The sequence below is a fragment of the Haloferax mediterranei ATCC 33500 genome, from assembly GCF_000306765.2.
Taxonomy (GTDB): Archaea; Halobacteriota; Halobacteria; order Halobacteriales; family Haloferacaceae; genus Haloferax; species Haloferax mediterranei.
Genome location: NC_017941.2, coordinates 1,522,410 through 1,539,042 on the forward strand (window position 1 = coordinate 1,522,410; position 16,633 = coordinate 1,539,042).

Genomic DNA, 16,633 nt, shown 5'->3' on the forward strand with positions numbered 1-16,633 from the left:
ATCATATAATTTGTGCACGTTTGTACTGGTAGGACTCTCGTTCGGAGAGTTCGTATCGAGGTTGGTTAGAAATGTCAGGAGAAACATACGTTGGTGCCATCGACCAAGGTACCACAGGCACGCGCTTCATGGTGTTCGACCACGACGGAAAGGTGGTCGCCAACGCCTACGAGAAGCACGAACAGATTTACCCCGAACCCGGTTGGGTCGAACACGACGCAAACGAGATTTGGGAGAATACGAAGACGGTCATCAACGAGGCGCTCAACGACGCGCTTCTCGACCCGGAACAACTCGAAGCAATCGGTATCACGAACCAGCGCGAGACGACCATCGTCTGGGACCGTGAGACTGGACAGCCGATTCACAACGCCATCGTCTGGCAGGACCGCCGCACGACGGACCGAATCGAGACGCTCGAAGCGGACGGTAAGACGGACGAAGTGCGCGCGAAGACGGGACTCGAACCCGACGCATACTTCTCTGCGACGAAGGCCGAATGGATACTCGATAACTCCGACCCCATCAAGCTTCAGCGCTCGCGACCCGAAGATATCCGCGACCGCGCCGCGGAAGGCGAACTCGCCTTCGGTACCATCGACACGTGGCTCATCTACAAGCTGACGGGTAACCACATCACGGACGTTACCAACGCGTCGCGGACCATGTTGTTCAACATCCACGACATGGAGTGGGACGACGAACTCCTCGACGAGTTCAACGTCCCCCGCGAGATTCTCCCCGAAGTTCGACCGTCGTCTGACGACGACCACTACGGCGAGACCGACGCAAGCGGCTTCCTCGGTGCCGAAGTGCCCGTCGCGGGTGCGCTCGGCGACCAGCAGGCCGCGCTGTTCGGCCAGACCTGTTTCGACGCTGGCGACGCCAAGAACACCTACGGTACCGGTTCGTTCATGCTCATGAACACCGGCGAAGAGGCAGTCATGTCCGAACACGGCCTGCTTACGACCGTCGGCTTCCAGCGTTCCGGCGAACCCGTCCAGTACGCTCTCGAAGGGTCGATTTTCATCACCGGCGCGGCTATCGAATGGCTCGAAGACATGACGCTCATCGAGAACGCCTCCGAGTCCGAAAAGCTCGCTCGGTCGGTCGACTCGACTGACGGCGTCTACTTCGTTCCCGCTTTCGCCGGTCTCGGTGCGCCGCACTGGGACCAGCGTGCCCGTGGGACCATCGTCGGCATGACTCGCGGCACCCGCCGCGAACACATCGTTCGTGCGACGCTCGAATCCATCGCGTTCCAGACGCGCGACGTGGCCGAAGCCATGGAGTCCGACAGCGGTATCGACCTCTCCAGCCTCCGCGTGGACGGCGGAGCGGTCAAGAACAACTTCCTCTGTCAGCTCCAGTCGAATATTCTCGACACCGAAATCGTCCGTCCGCAAGTCGACGAGACGACAGCACTCGGTGCTGCCTATGCCGCGGGTCTCGCCGTCGGCTACTGGGAGACGATGGAAGAACTCCGCGCGAACTGGCAGGTCGACCGCGAGTTCGGTCCCTCGGACCCGCAGAACGTCGAACACCGCTACGGCCGCTGGAAAGAGGCAGTCGACCGCTCGCTGGATTGGGCACGGGACACGGAGGAGTAATCAATGGCACTGGACCAACTCTGGGCGATTGAGATGCTTATCGCCGCCTTCGCTGGCGGCGCGTTCGGTGCAGCAATCGGTGCGCTTCCGGCCTTCATCTTCACCGGCTTCATGGTTATCGCCGGTGAGGTGGCGTCCTACGTCGATGCCGACGCGGGCGCAATCACGGACGCGATTGCATTCGGTGTCCCGTTCTCCCCGGCAATCAGTTTCGCCGGTGGCGCGGCCGCCGCGGCCTACGCGGCCAACCGTGGCTACATGGACTCCGGATTCGACTACCACAACGCGAAGGACATCGGCTTCGCACTCGGCTCGAAGCCCGACGTGCTCGCCGTCGGTGGTATCTTCGGTATCATCGGCTACTGGCTGACCGTCCTCTCGGCATCGTTCAACATGCCGTACGACCACATCGCGATGGGTGTGACGCTTTCGGCGCTCATCCACCGCGTCGCCTTCGGCTACGATATCGTTGGTAAGGTCCGCGGCAGCAGCCTCCTCGACATGACGCCGTTCGAACGCGGTGAGACTCGCGGCGGCGCAATCGCCGACGGCGGCGAGGGCGGACGCCTGAGCGTCGAACCGTGGCTGCCGAACATGTACCAGTGGGAAGAAGTGACGGCCATCGGCATCGTCGTCGGTATCATGGCGGCGTACATCGCGCTCTCGACCGGCAGCCCGTTCCTCGCGTTCGGTATCTCGGCCGCGAGCCTCATCTTCCTGAACCTCGGCGTCGAGCGCATCCCGGTGACTCACCACATGTCGCTGCCCGCATCGACCGCGGCGCTCGCGTACACCGCGGGTGCGACCGAACTCGGTGCCGTCGCGCTCCTCATCGGCGGCGTCTTCGGTGGCATCTCCGCGCTCTTCGGTGAGGTGTTCCAGCGCATCTTCTACGCGCACGGTGACACCCACTGGGACCCGCCGGCGGCCGCGATTGTGTTCGGGACGTTCCTCGTTGCGATGCTCGCCATCGCCGGGGTCTTCCCGGACTCGTCGTGGGTCGCGACGTTCTAACTCACAAACAACCACACGGTCCCGCACCGCTTTTTTGGGTCACGTTCCGCAACCGGCAGCGCTAACGCTCCCCAATCGGTAGCGGATGTATGGAACGCATCGTCTCTGTCGTCCCGAAAGACGGTCTCCACGCCCGTCCTGCATCCCAGTTCGTCGAGACAGCCAATTCATTCGATGCTGAGATTACACTCGGCCGTGTCGATGACGACAGCCTCGTCCCCGCGGCGAGCATGCTCGCTGTGACCGGTCTCGGCGTCTCTCACGGTGAAGAAATCAGACTGGTCGCCGACGGCGACGATGCCGAAGCGGCACTCGACGCGCTCGAAGACGTGCTTTCGACGCCCGAGTCGGGCGACGAAGCGTCGGAGAATTAGTTCAACTTCCGGTAGTCGCGCGCATCTGTCGCGCGCTCGACCACAGAGTCGAGCGTCGCCTTCGGACTCGTCGTCTCCACCGCGGCGTTGAGTGTCCCCTCCAGAATCGGGGCGTCGGCGATAATCGCATCCACGTCCATCGCCATCTCGATGGCGAGTTCGGCGTTCATCACGGCGCTTCCGAGGTCGACGAGAACGACGACACCATCGCCGTCGTCGGCTTCCTCGATACCCTCGCGGATGCGGTCGGGCGACGTTCCGATTCCGTCTTCGTCGCCACCGGCGGGAACGATGCGGGCGTTGCCGCCGCCCATCTGTTCGGCTACGTCAGCGATTCCTTCGGCCGCCTTCGCGCTGTGCGAGACGACGACGAGACCAATCATTCGTCCCTCCGTGCGGCATCACCGGCGTGGGCGTCGCGGTCGATCGCACCGTCCAGATACTCCTCAGCGGTCGCAAGCAGTTCTTCGAGGATGAACAGCGTGCTCGTCGCGCCGGGGTCTTGATGACCGACAGAACGCCAATCGAGGAACGAAGACCGGCCTTTGAGGGCCTTGAGCGGAACAGTGAACTCGACTCCCCGTTCGGCCGCATCGACGGCCTTGGCGAGGGCTGTAAGCGGCGGGAGGTCGTCCTGCTCGATGGACTTCTTGTAGGTGTGGACCGCGGGAACGAGCGCGTCCACCATCGTCTTCGACCCGACCTCCGCCCCGCCGCGGTCTTTGACCTTGTCGAGGTACGCCTCCGCGAAGGCGACCGACGTTTCCGCGGTAATCCCGTCTTCGAGTTCCTGACTGGCGAACATGATAGACCCGCCGTAGAGCGGGCCGGAAGCCCCACCGACGTTCGAAATGAGCGTCGTGCCGACGTTTTTCACGACCTCGTCGGGGTCCATCTCGGCGAACGCTTCGCGCTTTTCGGCCGCCTCGCCGAATCCGCGCTGCATGTTCGCGCCGTGGTCCGCGTCGCCGATTGCGGAGTCGAGGTCGGTGAGGTACCCCTTCTCCTCGGCGAGTCGCGCCGCCACGTTATCGAGCGCGTCTAACACCGCGTCGCGTTGTGTTTCTACGTCGGCCATAGCGTCCCCTTCGCAACCATATTCGTTAAGCCCTTGCCACGGTGGAGCAGTCTGCCGGGAAAAATCGAGGACGGACCGGTCGTCGGTCAAGTTATTCGGCGACGGTGAGCGCGGGCGTCTCCGCCGGCGCGCCGAGCAGTTCCTTCAGTTCGTCGTCGACGCGGAGGACGGAGACGGAACAGCCCATCATATCCAGCGAGGTCATGTAGTCGCCGACCCACGCGTCCCACGTCTCGATGCCGCGGTCATCGAGGATGGACTGGAGTTTCCGGTTGACGATGTAGAGTTCCGAAAGCGGCGTGCCACCCATGCCGTTGACCAACGTGACGACTTCCTCGCCTTCGTCGAGGTCGAGGTCCGAAAGGACGTTCTCGGTCAGATGTTCGGTTATCTCGTCGGCGCTCATCATGTCGGCGCGCTCGGTGCCGGGTTCGCCGTGGATGCCGATACCGAGTTCGATTTCGTCCTCGCCGAGGTCGAACGTCGGTTCGCCCTTCTCGGGCGTGACACACGAGGTCAGCGCCATCCCCATCGTTCGAACGTTGTCGATGACCTTCTCCGCGACTTCCTTGACTTCCGCGAGGTCCGCTCCCTCTGCTGCCTTCGCACCGGCGCACTTGTGGACGAAGATAGTGCCCGCAACGCCACGGCGACCCGACGTGTACAGCGAATCTTCCACCGCGACGTCGTCGTTGACGACGGCCTGTTCGACATCGATGCCTTCCATCGAAGCCATCTCGGCGGCGGTGTCGAAGTTCATCACGTCGCCCTCGTAGTTCTTGACGACACAGAGAACTCCCTCGCCCGCGTCGGTCGCCTGAATCATCTCGTCGAGTTGGTCCGCCGTCGGCGACGTGAACACCTCACCGGCCGCCGCGCCGTCGAGCATGCCCTCGCCGAGGTAGCCCGCGTGTGTCGGTTCGTGGCCCGACCCGCCGCCGGAGACGACCGCGACCTTCCCATCGACCGGTACGTCGTCTCTGACGAGGACGTTCGTCCCGTCGAGTCGACGCACGGGGTGTGCGGCCACCATCCCGTCGAGCATCTCGTCGACCACCGCGCTCGGTTCGTTGATGAGTTTCTTCATGACTCACAGACCAAGACGCCCGAGTAGGCCAAAAGTGTTGGTCAGCCGGAAGGCTCGGCAGACGACGATGAGCCAAAGAATAACGGGGTCGTCGCTGTCGGCGACGACTTACTCGAGTTGCGTGACTGCGATGGTCACGGACACGTCTTCGACATCCCACGTCTCGACCGTCTCGCCGTCGGCGGTGCCGAGTTCGAGCGAGCGAGCGCGAACTTCCTCGGCGATGAGGTCGCGGTTCTCCTCGACGAAGGCGGCGACGCGGTCGTCTGCCACGTCGATGCCCACGTCGATTTCCTCTTCGACGTCGAGGTCGAGTTGCTTGCGCATCTCCTGAATGCGGCGGATAACGTCGCGGGCGTAGCCCTCGGACTCGATGTCGTCGGTAAGCGCGGTGTCGACGTAGACGGTGCCGCCCTCGAAGTCGGCCCCGGTGACGTTCTCCGGCGGTTCGGCACGGTAGGAGACCATCTCGTCGGTGAGTTCGTAGGTCTCGCCGTCGACTTCGACGCCGGATTCGACCTCGGCGCGGGTGAGACCCTCGACGGCACCCATGATTTTCTGGGCGTCAGCGCCGAACTCCGGCCCGATGACGCTCATCTGCGGTTCCGCCGTCTCGACGAGTTCGTCGAACACGTCGACGACTTCCACGGCGCGCGTGTTCACGCGCTCCGAGAGGAGGTCCGAGAGGGCTTCGACGGCCGCTGCAACCTCGTCGTCGTCGGATTCGACGACGATGCGCGAGACGGGCCAGCGGAGTTTGCGGCCGCCCAGTTGTCGGGCGTGGGCCGCGGCCTCCTCGACGTCGCGGAGGACCGCCATGTTGGCTTCGAGGTCCTCGTCGCGGCGGTCTTCGTCCGGTTCGGGGTACGAGAGCATGTGGACGGTCGTCTCAGAGCCGTCGAGACGCTGGTACATGCGCTCGGCCATGTACGGCGTGTAGGGCGCGATGAGGCGGAGAGACTCGGCAAGCACCGTCGAGAGCGTGGCGTACGCGCCGAGTTTGGAGTCGGAGTCCTCCTCGTCCCACATGCGCTCGCGGATGGCCTTCACGTAGAAGCGCGAGACGTCCTCGGTGATGAAGTCGAGAAGCGTGTTCAGCGCGGTGGAGACCTCGTAGTCGTCCCACGCCTCGTGCATCTCGGCCTTGACGGTCTGGAGACGCGAGAGCACCCACTCGTCGACGACGGTGAGTTCGCCTTCTGAGAGGTCGGCCTCGGCGGGGTCGTAGCCGTCGAGGTCCATATACGGAAGCGGGAAGCGGAAGACGTTCCAGAAGATGTTGAGCGTCGACTGCATGTCTTCGAGACCGTCCCAGTCGAACGAGAGGTCGACACCCTGTTGGTCGTGACACAGGAGGTACGCGCGAAGCGGGTCCCGACCGGCGCGGTCGATGGCCTCTTCGGGCGTGACGATGTTGCCGACGGACTTCGACATCTTGCGGCCGTCCTTGTCGTTCGCGAACCCGTGCATGAGGACTCGCTTGTACGGGGACTCGCCAGTCGCGGCGGTACCCATGCCGAGTTGCGACCAGAACCATCCGCGGGTCTGGTCGTGTGCCTCGATGATGAGGTCGGCGGGCCACAGTTCCTCGTAGTCCTCCGTCTCGCTCGGGAAGTCGAGGGTGCCCCACGTGGCGACCGAGGAGTCGATCCACACGTCGAACACGTCGGGAACGCGCTCGTAGGTCACGCCGTCTTCGGTGATGGTGATGGGGTCGACCGATGGCCGGTGGAGGTCGACCGTCTCGGGGTCGATATCCTGGTCGGCGCGCTCGGCGAGTTCTTCGCGGGTGCCAACGACAATCATCTCCTCCGCAGCGTCGGCGTCGGGGTCCTGCGGAACCCAGATGGGAAGCGGGATACCCCAGTAGCGCTGGCGAGAGATGTTCCAGTCGGGCGCGTCGCTCACGAAGTCTCGGAAGCGGTTGTCGCGCGCCCACTGCGGGTGCCACTCGGACTCCTCGATGTTGTCCAGCAGTTGGTCTTTGATGTCCGTGACCGTGATGAACCACTGGTCGGTGGCGAGGAAGATGATGTCCGTGTCGCAGCGCCAACAGTGCCCGTAGCGGTGGTCGTGTTCGCCTGCGTGGAGCAGGTGACCGCGCTCGTCGAGGTCGTCCATGACCGCCGGGTTGGCGTCGCGGACGAACGTCCCGACGTAGTCGCCGGCCTGCTCCGTGAACTCGCCTTTGCCGTCGACGGGGACGAACACGTCGAGACCGAGTTCCTGTGCGCGGGCGAAGTCCTCTTGACCGTGACCGGGCGCGGAGTGAACCAGCCCCGTGCGGTCGGCTTCGACGTAGTCGGCGGTGTAGACCTGTCCAGCGCCTTCGAAGTCGGCGTACTCGGTCAGTACGTCTACAAGCGGGTGCTCGTACTCCCAGCCGACCATTTCCTCGCCGGTGAGTTCCGAGAGGACTTCGTAGTCCTCGTAGCGGCCCTTCTTCAGGACTTCCTCGACACACGGTTCGGCGACGTAGAGCACTTCGCTCTCGCCGTCCTTCTCGGCGCGGACCTCCTGATACGTCATCTCGTCGGAGACGGCGACGAAGGTGTTCGCGGGAATGGTCCACGGCGTCGTCGTCCAGATGACGAGGTTGCCCTCACGGCCCTTCAGCGGGAACTTGACGTAGATAGACGGCGACGTGATTTCGTCGTATTCGACTTCGTTCGCGGCGATGGCGGTCTGACAGCGCGGGCAGTAGTTGACCGACCGCTTGCCCTGTTCGACCAGCCCGTTTTCGGCGACTTTCGAGAAGGCCCACCACGCGGACTCCATGTACTCGGGAGACAGCGTCTGGTAGGGATTGTCCCAGTCCATCCACGCGCCGATGGACTGGAAGTCCTCGTCCATGGCCTTGCGGTTACGGACGGCGAACTCCTTGCACTTGTCGATGAACGCCTCCATGCCGAACTCCTCGATGTCGCGCTTCGAGGTGAAGCCGAGTTCCTCTTCGACTTTGACCTCGATGGGGAGACCGTGCATGTCGTATCCGGGGCGGTCGGTGACGTGGTGCCCCGTCATGCGCTTGTAGCGGATGGCGGCGTCCTTCAGCGTCTTGTTCCACGCCGTGCCGAGGTGCATCTGGCCGGACGTGTACGGCGGGCCGTCGACGAAGAAGAACGACGGGTCGTCGGCGTGTGCCTCCTTCGTCGCCTCGTACGCGTCGTTCTCGTCCCAGTACTCGCCGACTGCGGATTCGACATCCGACGGCGTGTACTGGTCTGCGATGTCTTCCATACCCCGACGTTCTCGCGGATATATATCAAAACGGCGGGTCTCGTCCGCGTCCGTCGGGCGTTCCGTCTGGTCGCTCTCAGACATGGTGTGCGCTCCGCTGTTTCGAACGGGTGGCTCGTCGCCAGCGTCCGAAAGCTGTCTGTCGTCGATACTGCTGTCGGGTGTGGTGCATGTGTCCCTCCATACGATGTTCTGCGGGTGCTCAGAGTCGATGCGCGCGAGAAACGAAGTTTGGGTTATGCGAGGCTAACGCCCCGCAATAATGAGCGAGTCGGCGACGACAGCGGAGAGTTGGGACTGCGTGGCTGCGTGTCGGCAGCGTGCAGTCCGATACTGTCGCATGCTAGCTGATTCGTGTGTCGCGGAGGACATAACGCTTACTCCGACACTGTGGCACTGTCTCTGGCCTCTCATATGAACTATCACACATGTGGCTACGCCACCGAGCCATGTTGAATCACAGAAATTTACAAAATCGGTTGGGTGAAGTCGGTTAGTTATATTTTCTCTGCTTCTTTCAGAGCTTTTTGGGCTTCTGGTGGGAGTAATACATCCTCCAGATATTGTGGCAGGCCGCTTTCGTAAACATCGACAGGGATACCACATCGCTCGTACGTGTCTATTGCAAACCTAGTTCCCCAGATTCCTCGGAGAACCCTCTTCTCAGCGGTCGTTTTTAGACGGTAATCATTGGTGATGACCGCGGCGTTGCCATCGTATTCTTCAGCAAGACCAATACAGGACCAGTCTTTTTTGCTCAATTGACCACTAGCTTGAACCTGAATGCTGCTCAGGTCTACACTACGAATTGATAGCCAATCTGGTTGAACTTGGTCGTGATGTGACACGAATTCATCTTCCCACACTCGACGAGTGACAAGGAGGTCGTAATCCGATTTCCAAAAGGTGATTGCGTCAAACCAATCCGCAAAGCAGAAAGAAGAAAGGATACAGTTGTCTATGACAAAAGCATCAGTCATTTTTAAATTCGGTCGCCCAAGTCCTCTGCTGACTGCGGACCATTTCGGACAGGAATTTTATGCTCTTTCAACACACGGGTTCTGAATTCTCGCTCGGTAAGGTGTGCTAGCTCGCTACCCCGTCCGAGGGAAATTTGGGTATTAGCATACGCAATAGCCGCACCGTACTCACGAACCTCTTGAATCACTTCCGAGGACGGTCTATTGTCTGGGTTCGGGGGATTCTCCGAGTCACTACTAGAAGCCGAGCCAAAGTAATAGTGAGACCGTGAAACATCCATAGCGATATCCTCGATAGTAGATTCGTCAGGGTTCCTTGCAGTATACATCAACCTACATAATAGCCCAAGGGGAGCGCTGTACGACCTCTGTCTTACTGCACGTTCACACTGATTATCCTCAATGGCAGACATAAAATGCTCCGTCGACTGGACAAGTGCTGCAAGTACTAACCGAGTATCCGGCTCGCGGTCAAAATAGATTCCACGTAGCACATTTTTCAGTATCTGTTCATTGATTTGGCTCATAAAGCGAGAGAGTTGCTTACCGTTCAACTGGGGAAACTGCGCACTCAATACGTCTGCAGTACCGAACTCCTCACTAACTTGTTCCTCAACAATCTCGTGTGAATGAGTAAAGCGCCTCTCTGGTGGGAGCTCAATCACTTTCCGGACTAATTCATCTATGAAATTCTCATAGTCATCGAAGACGAGTGATATCAGACTGCCAAACGAGTCCATTTGTGCCGAGAAGGACTCCAACGGGTCACCAATGATGTCCTCAGGTGCTTGCTGAGTGACATCGTTACCGGCAGCGTGGGACATGGGTTCTTGTGTTGATACTAAGCTCTGGGCCATATAGAGATTTTGTGTGAGCTATTACGATTGATTATCAAGTAAAATATAGCAGTAATGCATCCATTCTAGGCTAAAGCGATTGGGGTCAGTAGATGGCTCTGATGCTCCTCCAAGATTGTGGCTAGAAACCAACACACTGCAGACCAATCAGTCAGTGGTGACGTATCACGTTCGTGGAGATTCCTTACCCAAAATCCGGCAGGTCGTCGGGCGCTTCGTACCCCGACTCCCAGTCGATGTAGTCGTCTTTGAGCACGTCACACACCTCCTGTCCGAGTTCGGTAAGGCCGGCGTTTATCGACGACACTTGTCCCCACGAGGTCAACTCGGGATGTAACTCGCGTTCTTTCCAATCTTCGGGAAGTCCGGGGGCGTGGTAGCCAACTCGGTCCGCAAAATCGTCCCAGAAGAAATCGAAGTACGTGAGCAAGTCGAGGTCGAGGACGACCTGCCACTGTTCCTCGGAGACTGGTGTCTCCGCCGCCCACGCTTCGAACGCGTCGGCCCACGCGCCGTCGGCGAGGAACTGCTCCAGTTCGGTTCGCTTGAAGTCGGCGTCGACCGCAACCTCCGCATCGTCGTACTGGTTCGGGTCGACCTTCGGAAGCGTCGGCGGTTCGGGGACGGGAACGTCGAGCATGCTCGGGAGTGGGTCGGCATCCCGGATAAGGGTTCGCCGCGGTCGGCGGTAGTTACGCTTCGTCCATCCGGTCGATGACGGACTCCAACTGGGCGGCGCGCGCCTCGACCGCCTCCTGACGGAGCGCCTCTTCTTCGGGTGTTGGACATTCGAGACGCGGCACCGGTGTGGTTTCGCCGTCGTCGTCGAGGGCGACGAACGTCAGGAACGACGACGTAGTCTTGCGGCGCTCGTCCGTCTTCGGGTTCTCCGCGTGCACGTCGACCTTCACGTCGACGCTCGTCCGGCCGACGTTGAACACGTACGCCTCCATGACGGCCACCTCGCCGAGGTCGATGGCGCTGATGAAATCGACGTGGTCCATCGAGGCGGTGACACACTGACGGTTCGAAAATCGCATCGCCGCGATTGCTCCGCAGATGTCCATCCAGTGGAGGACCGCCCCACCGAGCGCGCGTCCGAGGTTGTTCGTGTCGTTCGGCAGGAGCAGTTCGGTCATCTCGGTTCGCGATTCGGCGAGCGTCGATGTCTGTTCGCTCATGCGAGAGGGGTTGCACTAGGGGGGCTTGAAATCGTGGGACATGGCCCGGACTACCGCACTACTCGTCTACGTCCGTGTCAAACGCCTCTGGAGGCTGTCCAGCGGCGTCGAGTACCTCGTCGGAGATGAGAATCGGACAGTCCACGCGGATGGCGAGCGCGATGGCGTCGCTCGGGCGAGCGTCGAAGACGAACGTCCTCGATTCGCCCGCGTGGTACCGCTCGGCGTCGACTTTCGCGTAAAACGTGCCGTTCGAGAGGTCGTCAATGCGAATGCTGTCTATCGCGCCTCCGAACTCGGTCACCATCTCGGCGAGCAAGTCGTGCGTCAACGGGCGTTCGAACTGTTCGCCGGAAAGACCGAGTTGAATCGCTTGGGCCTGGTCCGAGGTGATGACGATGGGTAAGAACTCGTCTCGGGCTTCGAGAACGACCGCCGGGACGTTCGACCCGTCTTCACCGACACCGACCCCGATACCGTGGACCACGGCACGGTGTTTCATGCCATGTAATAGTCGCGCGGAGTACGAATAATTACCCCACCAATCGGTCACCGCGTGTTACTCCGCTCGGTAACGGGCAAACTGGACGATTGCAATCGCGAGAAGGATAACGAGACCACCGGCGAAGAACGCGATTCCGGGTGGAATACTCTGTGCGGCCGCAGGTGCGGACTCGGCAGCCATCGTGACAGCCCCGTCCGAGCTTCCTGTTTCAGCAACTGGGAAGAGACCGCCGGGACCGCGCGTGGCAACCCACTGAACGAGCGCTGCGAGGAGACCCAACACGGCGACGCCGCCGAGAAGACTCGTTACCATGCTCGCGAGCCCCGTTCGCGTCTCTTCGGCCGCGGCGACGACGACCAGCGGTCGGTCCGCGGGCGCGTAGACTTTCATTTCGCGTCCTTTCTCGGAGTAGACGGTGTCGACCACCTCGATGAGACCGGCGTCGTCGAGTTTTCCGAGATGGTACTGGACGTTCTGGAGGGATGTGTCTACGCGCTCGGCGAGTTCGGCGGCGTTCGTCGGTTCTTCGTGGAGAAGGGCGAGTGCGCGCCGGGCCGTCTCCGACGAGAGCGCCGAGAGGAGTTCTGACGCCTCGTCGTCGTCGAGTCCGATGACGCGGGGCGAAGGCTCGTCTGCGGCGGAGGTATCTGGGGCGGAGGGCAGCAAACCGGCCATGAGAAGCGATACTACACGGGAGGATACAAACTTGTTGTCCCCCGAGCGGTCACTTCCCCCACCGAGTCACTCGCCCGCATCGACGACCAACACCCGCAAATCGTTGACGTTCGTTCCGGTCGCCCCCGATTCGACCAATGCACCCGCATCCCGGAGCACCGGCAGTGCATCGTTTTTCGCCAAGGCAGCGTGCGCATCTCGCGCAGCGACTGCCTCCGCGTCGACGATAGCTCCGGCGACGTCGGTGCCGCCGTCTTTCCCATCGCTGTCGATGCTGGCGAGGACGGCACCATCCGGCAGTTCGGGCGCGGCCGCGAGGCAGAGTTCGAGGTTCGGCCCGCCGGACCCATCGCCGCGAACAGTCACGGTACACTCACCGCCGGACAGAACTACTGCTGGCGCGTCGAGCGGGTTTCCGGTCGCCAGCACTTCTTCCGCGACGGCGACGTGCGTTTTCGCCGCCTCTCGGGCTTCACCGCGGACGCGGGAGGAGAGAACGAGCGTGTCGTACCCTCGTTCTTGGGCCACGTCGCGGGCGGCGTCAAGAGCGGTGAAGGTGTCCGCGAGAATGTGGTTCGTCACTCGCTCAAACACCGAGTCACCCGGTTTCGGCGTCTCCGGAAGGTCACCAGCAGACCCGCGGGCGAGGCGCGTCCTGACCGACCGTGGTACGTCGAGGTCGAATCGGTCCAGCACGTCGAGCGCGTCGTCGTAGGTCGTCTCGTCGGGAGCCGTCGGTCCCGAAGCGATGACGCTGAGGTCGTTTCCGACCACGTCCGAGAGGACGAGTCCGACGACTGTCGCAGGCGCGGCAAGGCGGGCGAGACCACCGCCCTTGAGCGTCGAAAGGTGTTTCCTGACTGCGTTGAGGTCGTGAATCTCGGCCCCGCTTTCGAGGAGTTGGTCCGTCGTCTCGCGAAGGTCCGCGAGCGAGATGCCGTCGGCCGGGGCCGGGAGAACGGCGCTTGCGCCACCGGTGACGGCAACGAGGACGAGTGTTCGCTCGTCGAGGTCCAAAAGGAGCGACACGAGGTGGCGCGTGCTCTCGACGCCGCGCGCGGACGGGACCGGGTGGTCACCGGGAAGTCGTTCGATTCGGTTTCGGTTACTCGTTTCACCGCGGTCGTCTGGATGCGGCGTTACCACCACGCCATCGTCGATTCGCTCGCCGAGGATAGCTTCGAGGGCGTCCGCGACACCGTCACCCGCTTTCCCGCCGCCGACGACGAGGATGCGGTCGTACGCCGAGAGGTCGTAGGCCACGTTTGCGACGGTGAGCGTGTCGCCGTCGAGCGAAACCGACTCGCGGACGACACGCTCGGGGAGGACGGCCTCGACCCCGGCCTGCAGGCAGTCGAGTGCTGTCTCGTGGGTCGGTTTTGGGGTTCGCGCGTCGAAACTGTGCATGATTCGTGGGAGATGCCGACACGGATAAAAGTCGTGGGCCGGTAATCCCGTCGATGAACGATTCGTCGCCCGGCGAGGGTCACGTCCGCGTCGTCGGCACGGCCCACGTCTCGGCCGACAGCGTCCGAGAGGTCGAAGAGACCGTCAAAGCGGAGCAACCGGACGTTGTCGCGGTCGAACTCGATGAAGGGCGCTACCGGCAGTTGAAGGGCGGGTCGCCCGACGACATCGAAGCAAGTGACCTCCTTCGCGGAAACACCGTCTTCCAGTTTATCGCCTACTGGATGCTCTCGTACGTCCAGGCGCAGATGGGAGAAAAGTTCGACGTAAAGCCCGGTGCAGACATGCTCGCCGCGGTCGAGACCGCGGAATCGGAAGGTCTCGACGTGGCGCTCGTCGACCGGAATATCCAGACGACCATCCAACGCTTCTGGCGGCGGATGGGCATCGTCGAAAAGATGCGAATGGCCGGCGAGCTACTGTTCGGCTTCGCGGACGCTCGCGGCGTTGGTGCGGTCTTCGGCATCGCCGTCGGGGTCTTCCTCGGCCCGCTCGTCGGACTCTACGGAGACGCGGTCGGCATCACCGACCTCATCCTGACTCGGACCGCGACCGCCGCGGTCGTCGGTGGAGCCGCTTCGTACATGCTGTACACGATTGCGTCGTTCTATCTCGACGGTGACGACGCCCTTCTCGCCGGACTCGGTGGGGGGACAGCGATTGGAATCATCCTCAGTTTCGGACTCGGTATCGGAACTGGACTCGCCACAGCGGTCCTCAAAGACCTCGGGATTGCCATCGTCGGCAGCCTCGTCATTGGTATCGTCGCTGGCGTCGCCGTGGGCGTTGTCGCCGGGGTCGTGCTGAACGCAATCGGCTTGTTCGCGCCTGCGGAGGGCGTCGAGGACTACGAGGAGTACGACATGGCCGACCTGACCGACGGTGACGTGGTGTCGGCGATGATGGAGGAGTTCCGCCGGTTCAGCCCCGGCGGCGCGGAGGCGCTCATCGACGAACGCGACGCCTTCATTGCACACAAACTCGTCGCACTCCGACAGTCCGGCCACGACGTCGTCGCCGTCGTCGGCGCGGGCCACAAAGCCGGTATCGAGAGCTATCTCGAACGCCCGGAAACCCTGCCGCCGATGGAGTCGCTCGTCGGCGTCAGCGAAAAGAAGGGCTTCCCGTGGGGGAAACTCATCGGGTTCGGCGTTACCGCAGTCTTCATCGGCTTTTTCGTCCTCCTCGCGATGGCCGGCATCAGCAACGAGCGGCTCTTGACAATCTTCGGTGCGTGGTTCCTCATCAACGGCATCTTCGCCGGCACGCTCGCCAAACTCGCCGGTGCGCGCTGGAGTGGTGCCCTCGTCGGCGGTCTCGTCGCGTGGATGACTTCCATCAACCCGCTTCTCGCACCCGGCTGGTTCACCGGCTACGTCGAACTCCGACACACGCCGGTCAACGTCGGTGACATCGGGAAACTCAACGAACTGCTCTCGGACGAGGAGACGCCGATTCCCGAACTCGTCGGACAGATGTTCGACGTGCCGCTTTTCAAACTCATCATGGTCGTCGCCATGACGAACATCGGGAGCATCATCGCCAGTTTCCTCTTTGTCACCTACGTCATCCCCGTCATCGCATCCGACCTCGGCGGCGCGTCGGGCGTCGCAAACCTGATGTTCGAAGGGGCAAGAAACAGCGCCGACCTCATCTGGAGGACGCTCACGTGAACGTCACGTTCTCCTCGCGGGAGCTACGTGACCTCGCCGTCGCGTGGCTTGCGCTCGGCCTGGCGTTCGCCATCTTCTTCGCCGGAGGTGGCAACCGCGCGCTCGCATTGCTCCTCAGCGGGTCGTTCGGTCTCGCGCTGATTGTGAGCCTGCTGACTGCTGGAGTGGGATTCCTGCTCCACGAGGTCGCACACAAAGTCGTCGCCGTCAAGTTCGACCAAGTGGCCGAGTTCCGTGCGGATTACGGAATGCTCGGCATCGCCGTCATGAGCGCTCTCATCGGATTTATCTTCGCCGCGCCGGGCGCGGTGTACCACCGCGGGATGCTCACCGACCGCGAACACGGCCTTATCGCTCTCGCCGGGCCGGTGACGAACCTCCTGCTCCTCGTCGCCTTCGCGCCGGTGTTCGTCGGCGGCATCATCATCGGGTCCGACGTCGTCCAACTTATCGGGTCGCGCGGACTCGTCATCAACGCCTTTCTCGCGGCGTTCAATATGCTTCCCTTCGGGTCGCTCGACGGGCGGACGGTCAAGTCGTGGAGCACATCGGTCTTTGCGGGCGTTCTCGTCCTATCTATCCTCCTGACCGTTGGGCTGCTCCTGTTCGTCGGGTTCTGACGCCCGCTCTCAGGTCTCCGGTCTTTTCTACCCATTGTTGGAGTGAATACCTCAGAGAATCATCCCGACATGGCGACAGCAGCCAAGACCAATCTCGGTGACGGCGTTGTAGGACCGAAGCGGCCGGGGCAATTCGAGTGTGGAACCAAAGTCAGAGGGGGCCAAACTGTCGGAGCAAGGTTGGAGAGCGGACCCAAGCAGCAGGCTAACCCAAAGCAGGAGGTCGTGGAGTTCGAGGCAGCGTTAGCAAGCCAAAAAAGCGGCGAGGGGAG

At 61.9% G+C, this 16,633-nt stretch carries 15 protein-coding genes; 5 read left to right on the forward strand and 10 right to left on the reverse strand.

Features of this window, described 5'->3' with window-relative positions; all coding sequences use genetic code 11:
* Positions 1 to 71: 71 nt before the first annotated feature.
* From glpK to ptsH1, 3 genes are all read left to right on the forward strand, one after another.
* A complete protein-coding gene (gene glpK / locus HFX_RS07840) occupies positions 72 to 1,610 on the forward strand; it encodes a glycerol kinase GlpK (protein ID WP_004056853.1) in 1,539 nt (512 codons plus the stop codon).
* A gap of 3 nt (positions 1,611 to 1,613) precedes the next feature.
* The gene (locus HFX_RS07845; protein WP_004056852.1) at positions 1,614 to 2,624 is read left to right on the forward strand and encodes a hypothetical protein; all 1,011 of its coding nucleotides are present in this window, start codon (positions 1,614 to 1,616) and stop codon (positions 2,622 to 2,624) included.
* Between the two features lie 89 nt (positions 2,625 to 2,713).
* The gene (gene ptsH1, locus HFX_RS07850; RefSeq protein ID WP_004056851.1) at positions 2,714 to 2,998 is read left to right on the forward strand and encodes a phosphocarrier protein HPr; all 285 of its coding nucleotides are present in this window, start codon (positions 2,714 to 2,716) and stop codon (positions 2,996 to 2,998) included.
* On the opposite strand, the gene dhaM is transcribed toward ptsH1, so the two are convergent.
* From dhaM to HFX_RS07905, 10 genes are all read right to left on the reverse strand, one after another.
* Positions 2,995 to 3,381, reverse strand: a complete 387-nt coding sequence (dhaM, locus tag HFX_RS07855) for a dihydroxyacetone kinase phosphoryl donor subunit DhaM (RefSeq protein WP_004056850.1) — start codon at positions 3,379 to 3,381, stop codon at positions 2,995 to 2,997. The genes ptsH1 and dhaM overlap by 4 nt on opposite strands.
* Positions 3,378 to 4,076 carry a dihydroxyacetone kinase subunit DhaL gene (gene dhaL / locus HFX_RS07860; protein ID WP_004056849.1) on the reverse strand — a complete coding sequence of 233 codons (699 nt, stop codon included), beginning with the start codon at positions 4,074 to 4,076 and terminating at the stop codon, positions 3,378 to 3,380. Before dhaL ends, dhaM begins: the two co-directional genes overlap by 4 nt.
* A 91-nt stretch (positions 4,077 to 4,167) precedes the next feature.
* The gene (gene dhaK, locus HFX_RS07865; RefSeq protein ID WP_004056846.1) at positions 4,168 to 5,163 is read right to left on the reverse strand and encodes a dihydroxyacetone kinase subunit DhaK; all 996 of its coding nucleotides are present in this window, start codon (positions 5,161 to 5,163) and stop codon (positions 4,168 to 4,170) included.
* A 108-nt stretch (positions 5,164 to 5,271) separates the two neighbouring features.
* On the reverse strand, positions 5,272 to 8,403 hold the full coding sequence (gene ileS, locus HFX_RS07870) for an isoleucine--tRNA ligase (protein ID WP_049917399.1): 3,132 nt from the start codon (positions 8,401 to 8,403) through the stop codon (positions 5,272 to 5,274).
* A gap of 497 nt (positions 8,404 to 8,900) precedes the next feature.
* Positions 8,901 to 9,383 (reverse strand): hypothetical protein, encoded by a 483-nt coding sequence (locus HFX_RS07875; RefSeq protein ID WP_004056842.1) that lies wholly within the window; start codon positions 9,381 to 9,383, stop codon positions 8,901 to 8,903.
* A 1,041-nt stretch (positions 9,384 to 10,424) separates the two neighbouring features.
* Entirely contained in the window at positions 10,425 to 10,880 is a 456-nt protein-coding gene (locus HFX_RS07885; RefSeq protein WP_004056838.1) for a hypothetical protein, read from the reverse strand.
* A gap of 52 nt (positions 10,881 to 10,932) precedes the next feature.
* Positions 10,933 to 11,421 carry an acyl-CoA thioesterase gene (locus HFX_RS07890; RefSeq protein WP_004056835.1) on the reverse strand — a complete coding sequence of 163 codons (489 nt, stop codon included), beginning with the start codon at positions 11,419 to 11,421 and terminating at the stop codon, positions 10,933 to 10,935.
* Between the two features lie 58 nt (positions 11,422 to 11,479).
* Positions 11,480 to 11,923 (reverse strand): bifunctional nuclease family protein, encoded by a 444-nt coding sequence (locus HFX_RS07895; RefSeq protein ID WP_004056834.1) that lies wholly within the window; start codon positions 11,921 to 11,923, stop codon positions 11,480 to 11,482.
* 57 nt (positions 11,924 to 11,980) lie between these two features.
* Positions 11,981 to 12,601 carry an ArsR/SmtB family transcription factor gene (locus tag HFX_RS07900; protein WP_004056833.1) on the reverse strand — a complete coding sequence of 207 codons (621 nt, stop codon included), beginning with the start codon at positions 12,599 to 12,601 and terminating at the stop codon, positions 11,981 to 11,983.
* 66 nt (positions 12,602 to 12,667) lie between these two features.
* A complete protein-coding gene (locus HFX_RS07905; protein ID WP_004056831.1) occupies positions 12,668 to 14,008 on the reverse strand; it encodes a glycerate kinase type-2 family protein in 1,341 nt (446 codons plus the stop codon).
* Between the two features lie 53 nt (positions 14,009 to 14,061).
* On the opposite strand from HFX_RS07905, the gene HFX_RS07910 reads away from it, so the two are divergent.
* Together HFX_RS07910 and HFX_RS07915 are read left to right on the forward strand one after the other, a co-directional pair.
* Positions 14,062 to 15,741 carry a TraB/GumN family protein gene (locus tag HFX_RS07910; protein WP_004056829.1) on the forward strand — a complete coding sequence of 560 codons (1,680 nt, stop codon included), beginning with the start codon at positions 14,062 to 14,064 and terminating at the stop codon, positions 15,739 to 15,741.
* Complete coding sequence (locus HFX_RS07915) at positions 15,738 to 16,361, forward strand: zinc metalloprotease (protein ID WP_004056827.1); 624 nt, start codon at positions 15,738 to 15,740, stop codon at positions 16,359 to 16,361. The genes HFX_RS07910 and HFX_RS07915 overlap by 4 nt, the downstream gene beginning before the upstream one ends.
* The last annotated feature ends 272 nt before the right edge of the window (positions 16,362 to 16,633 follow it).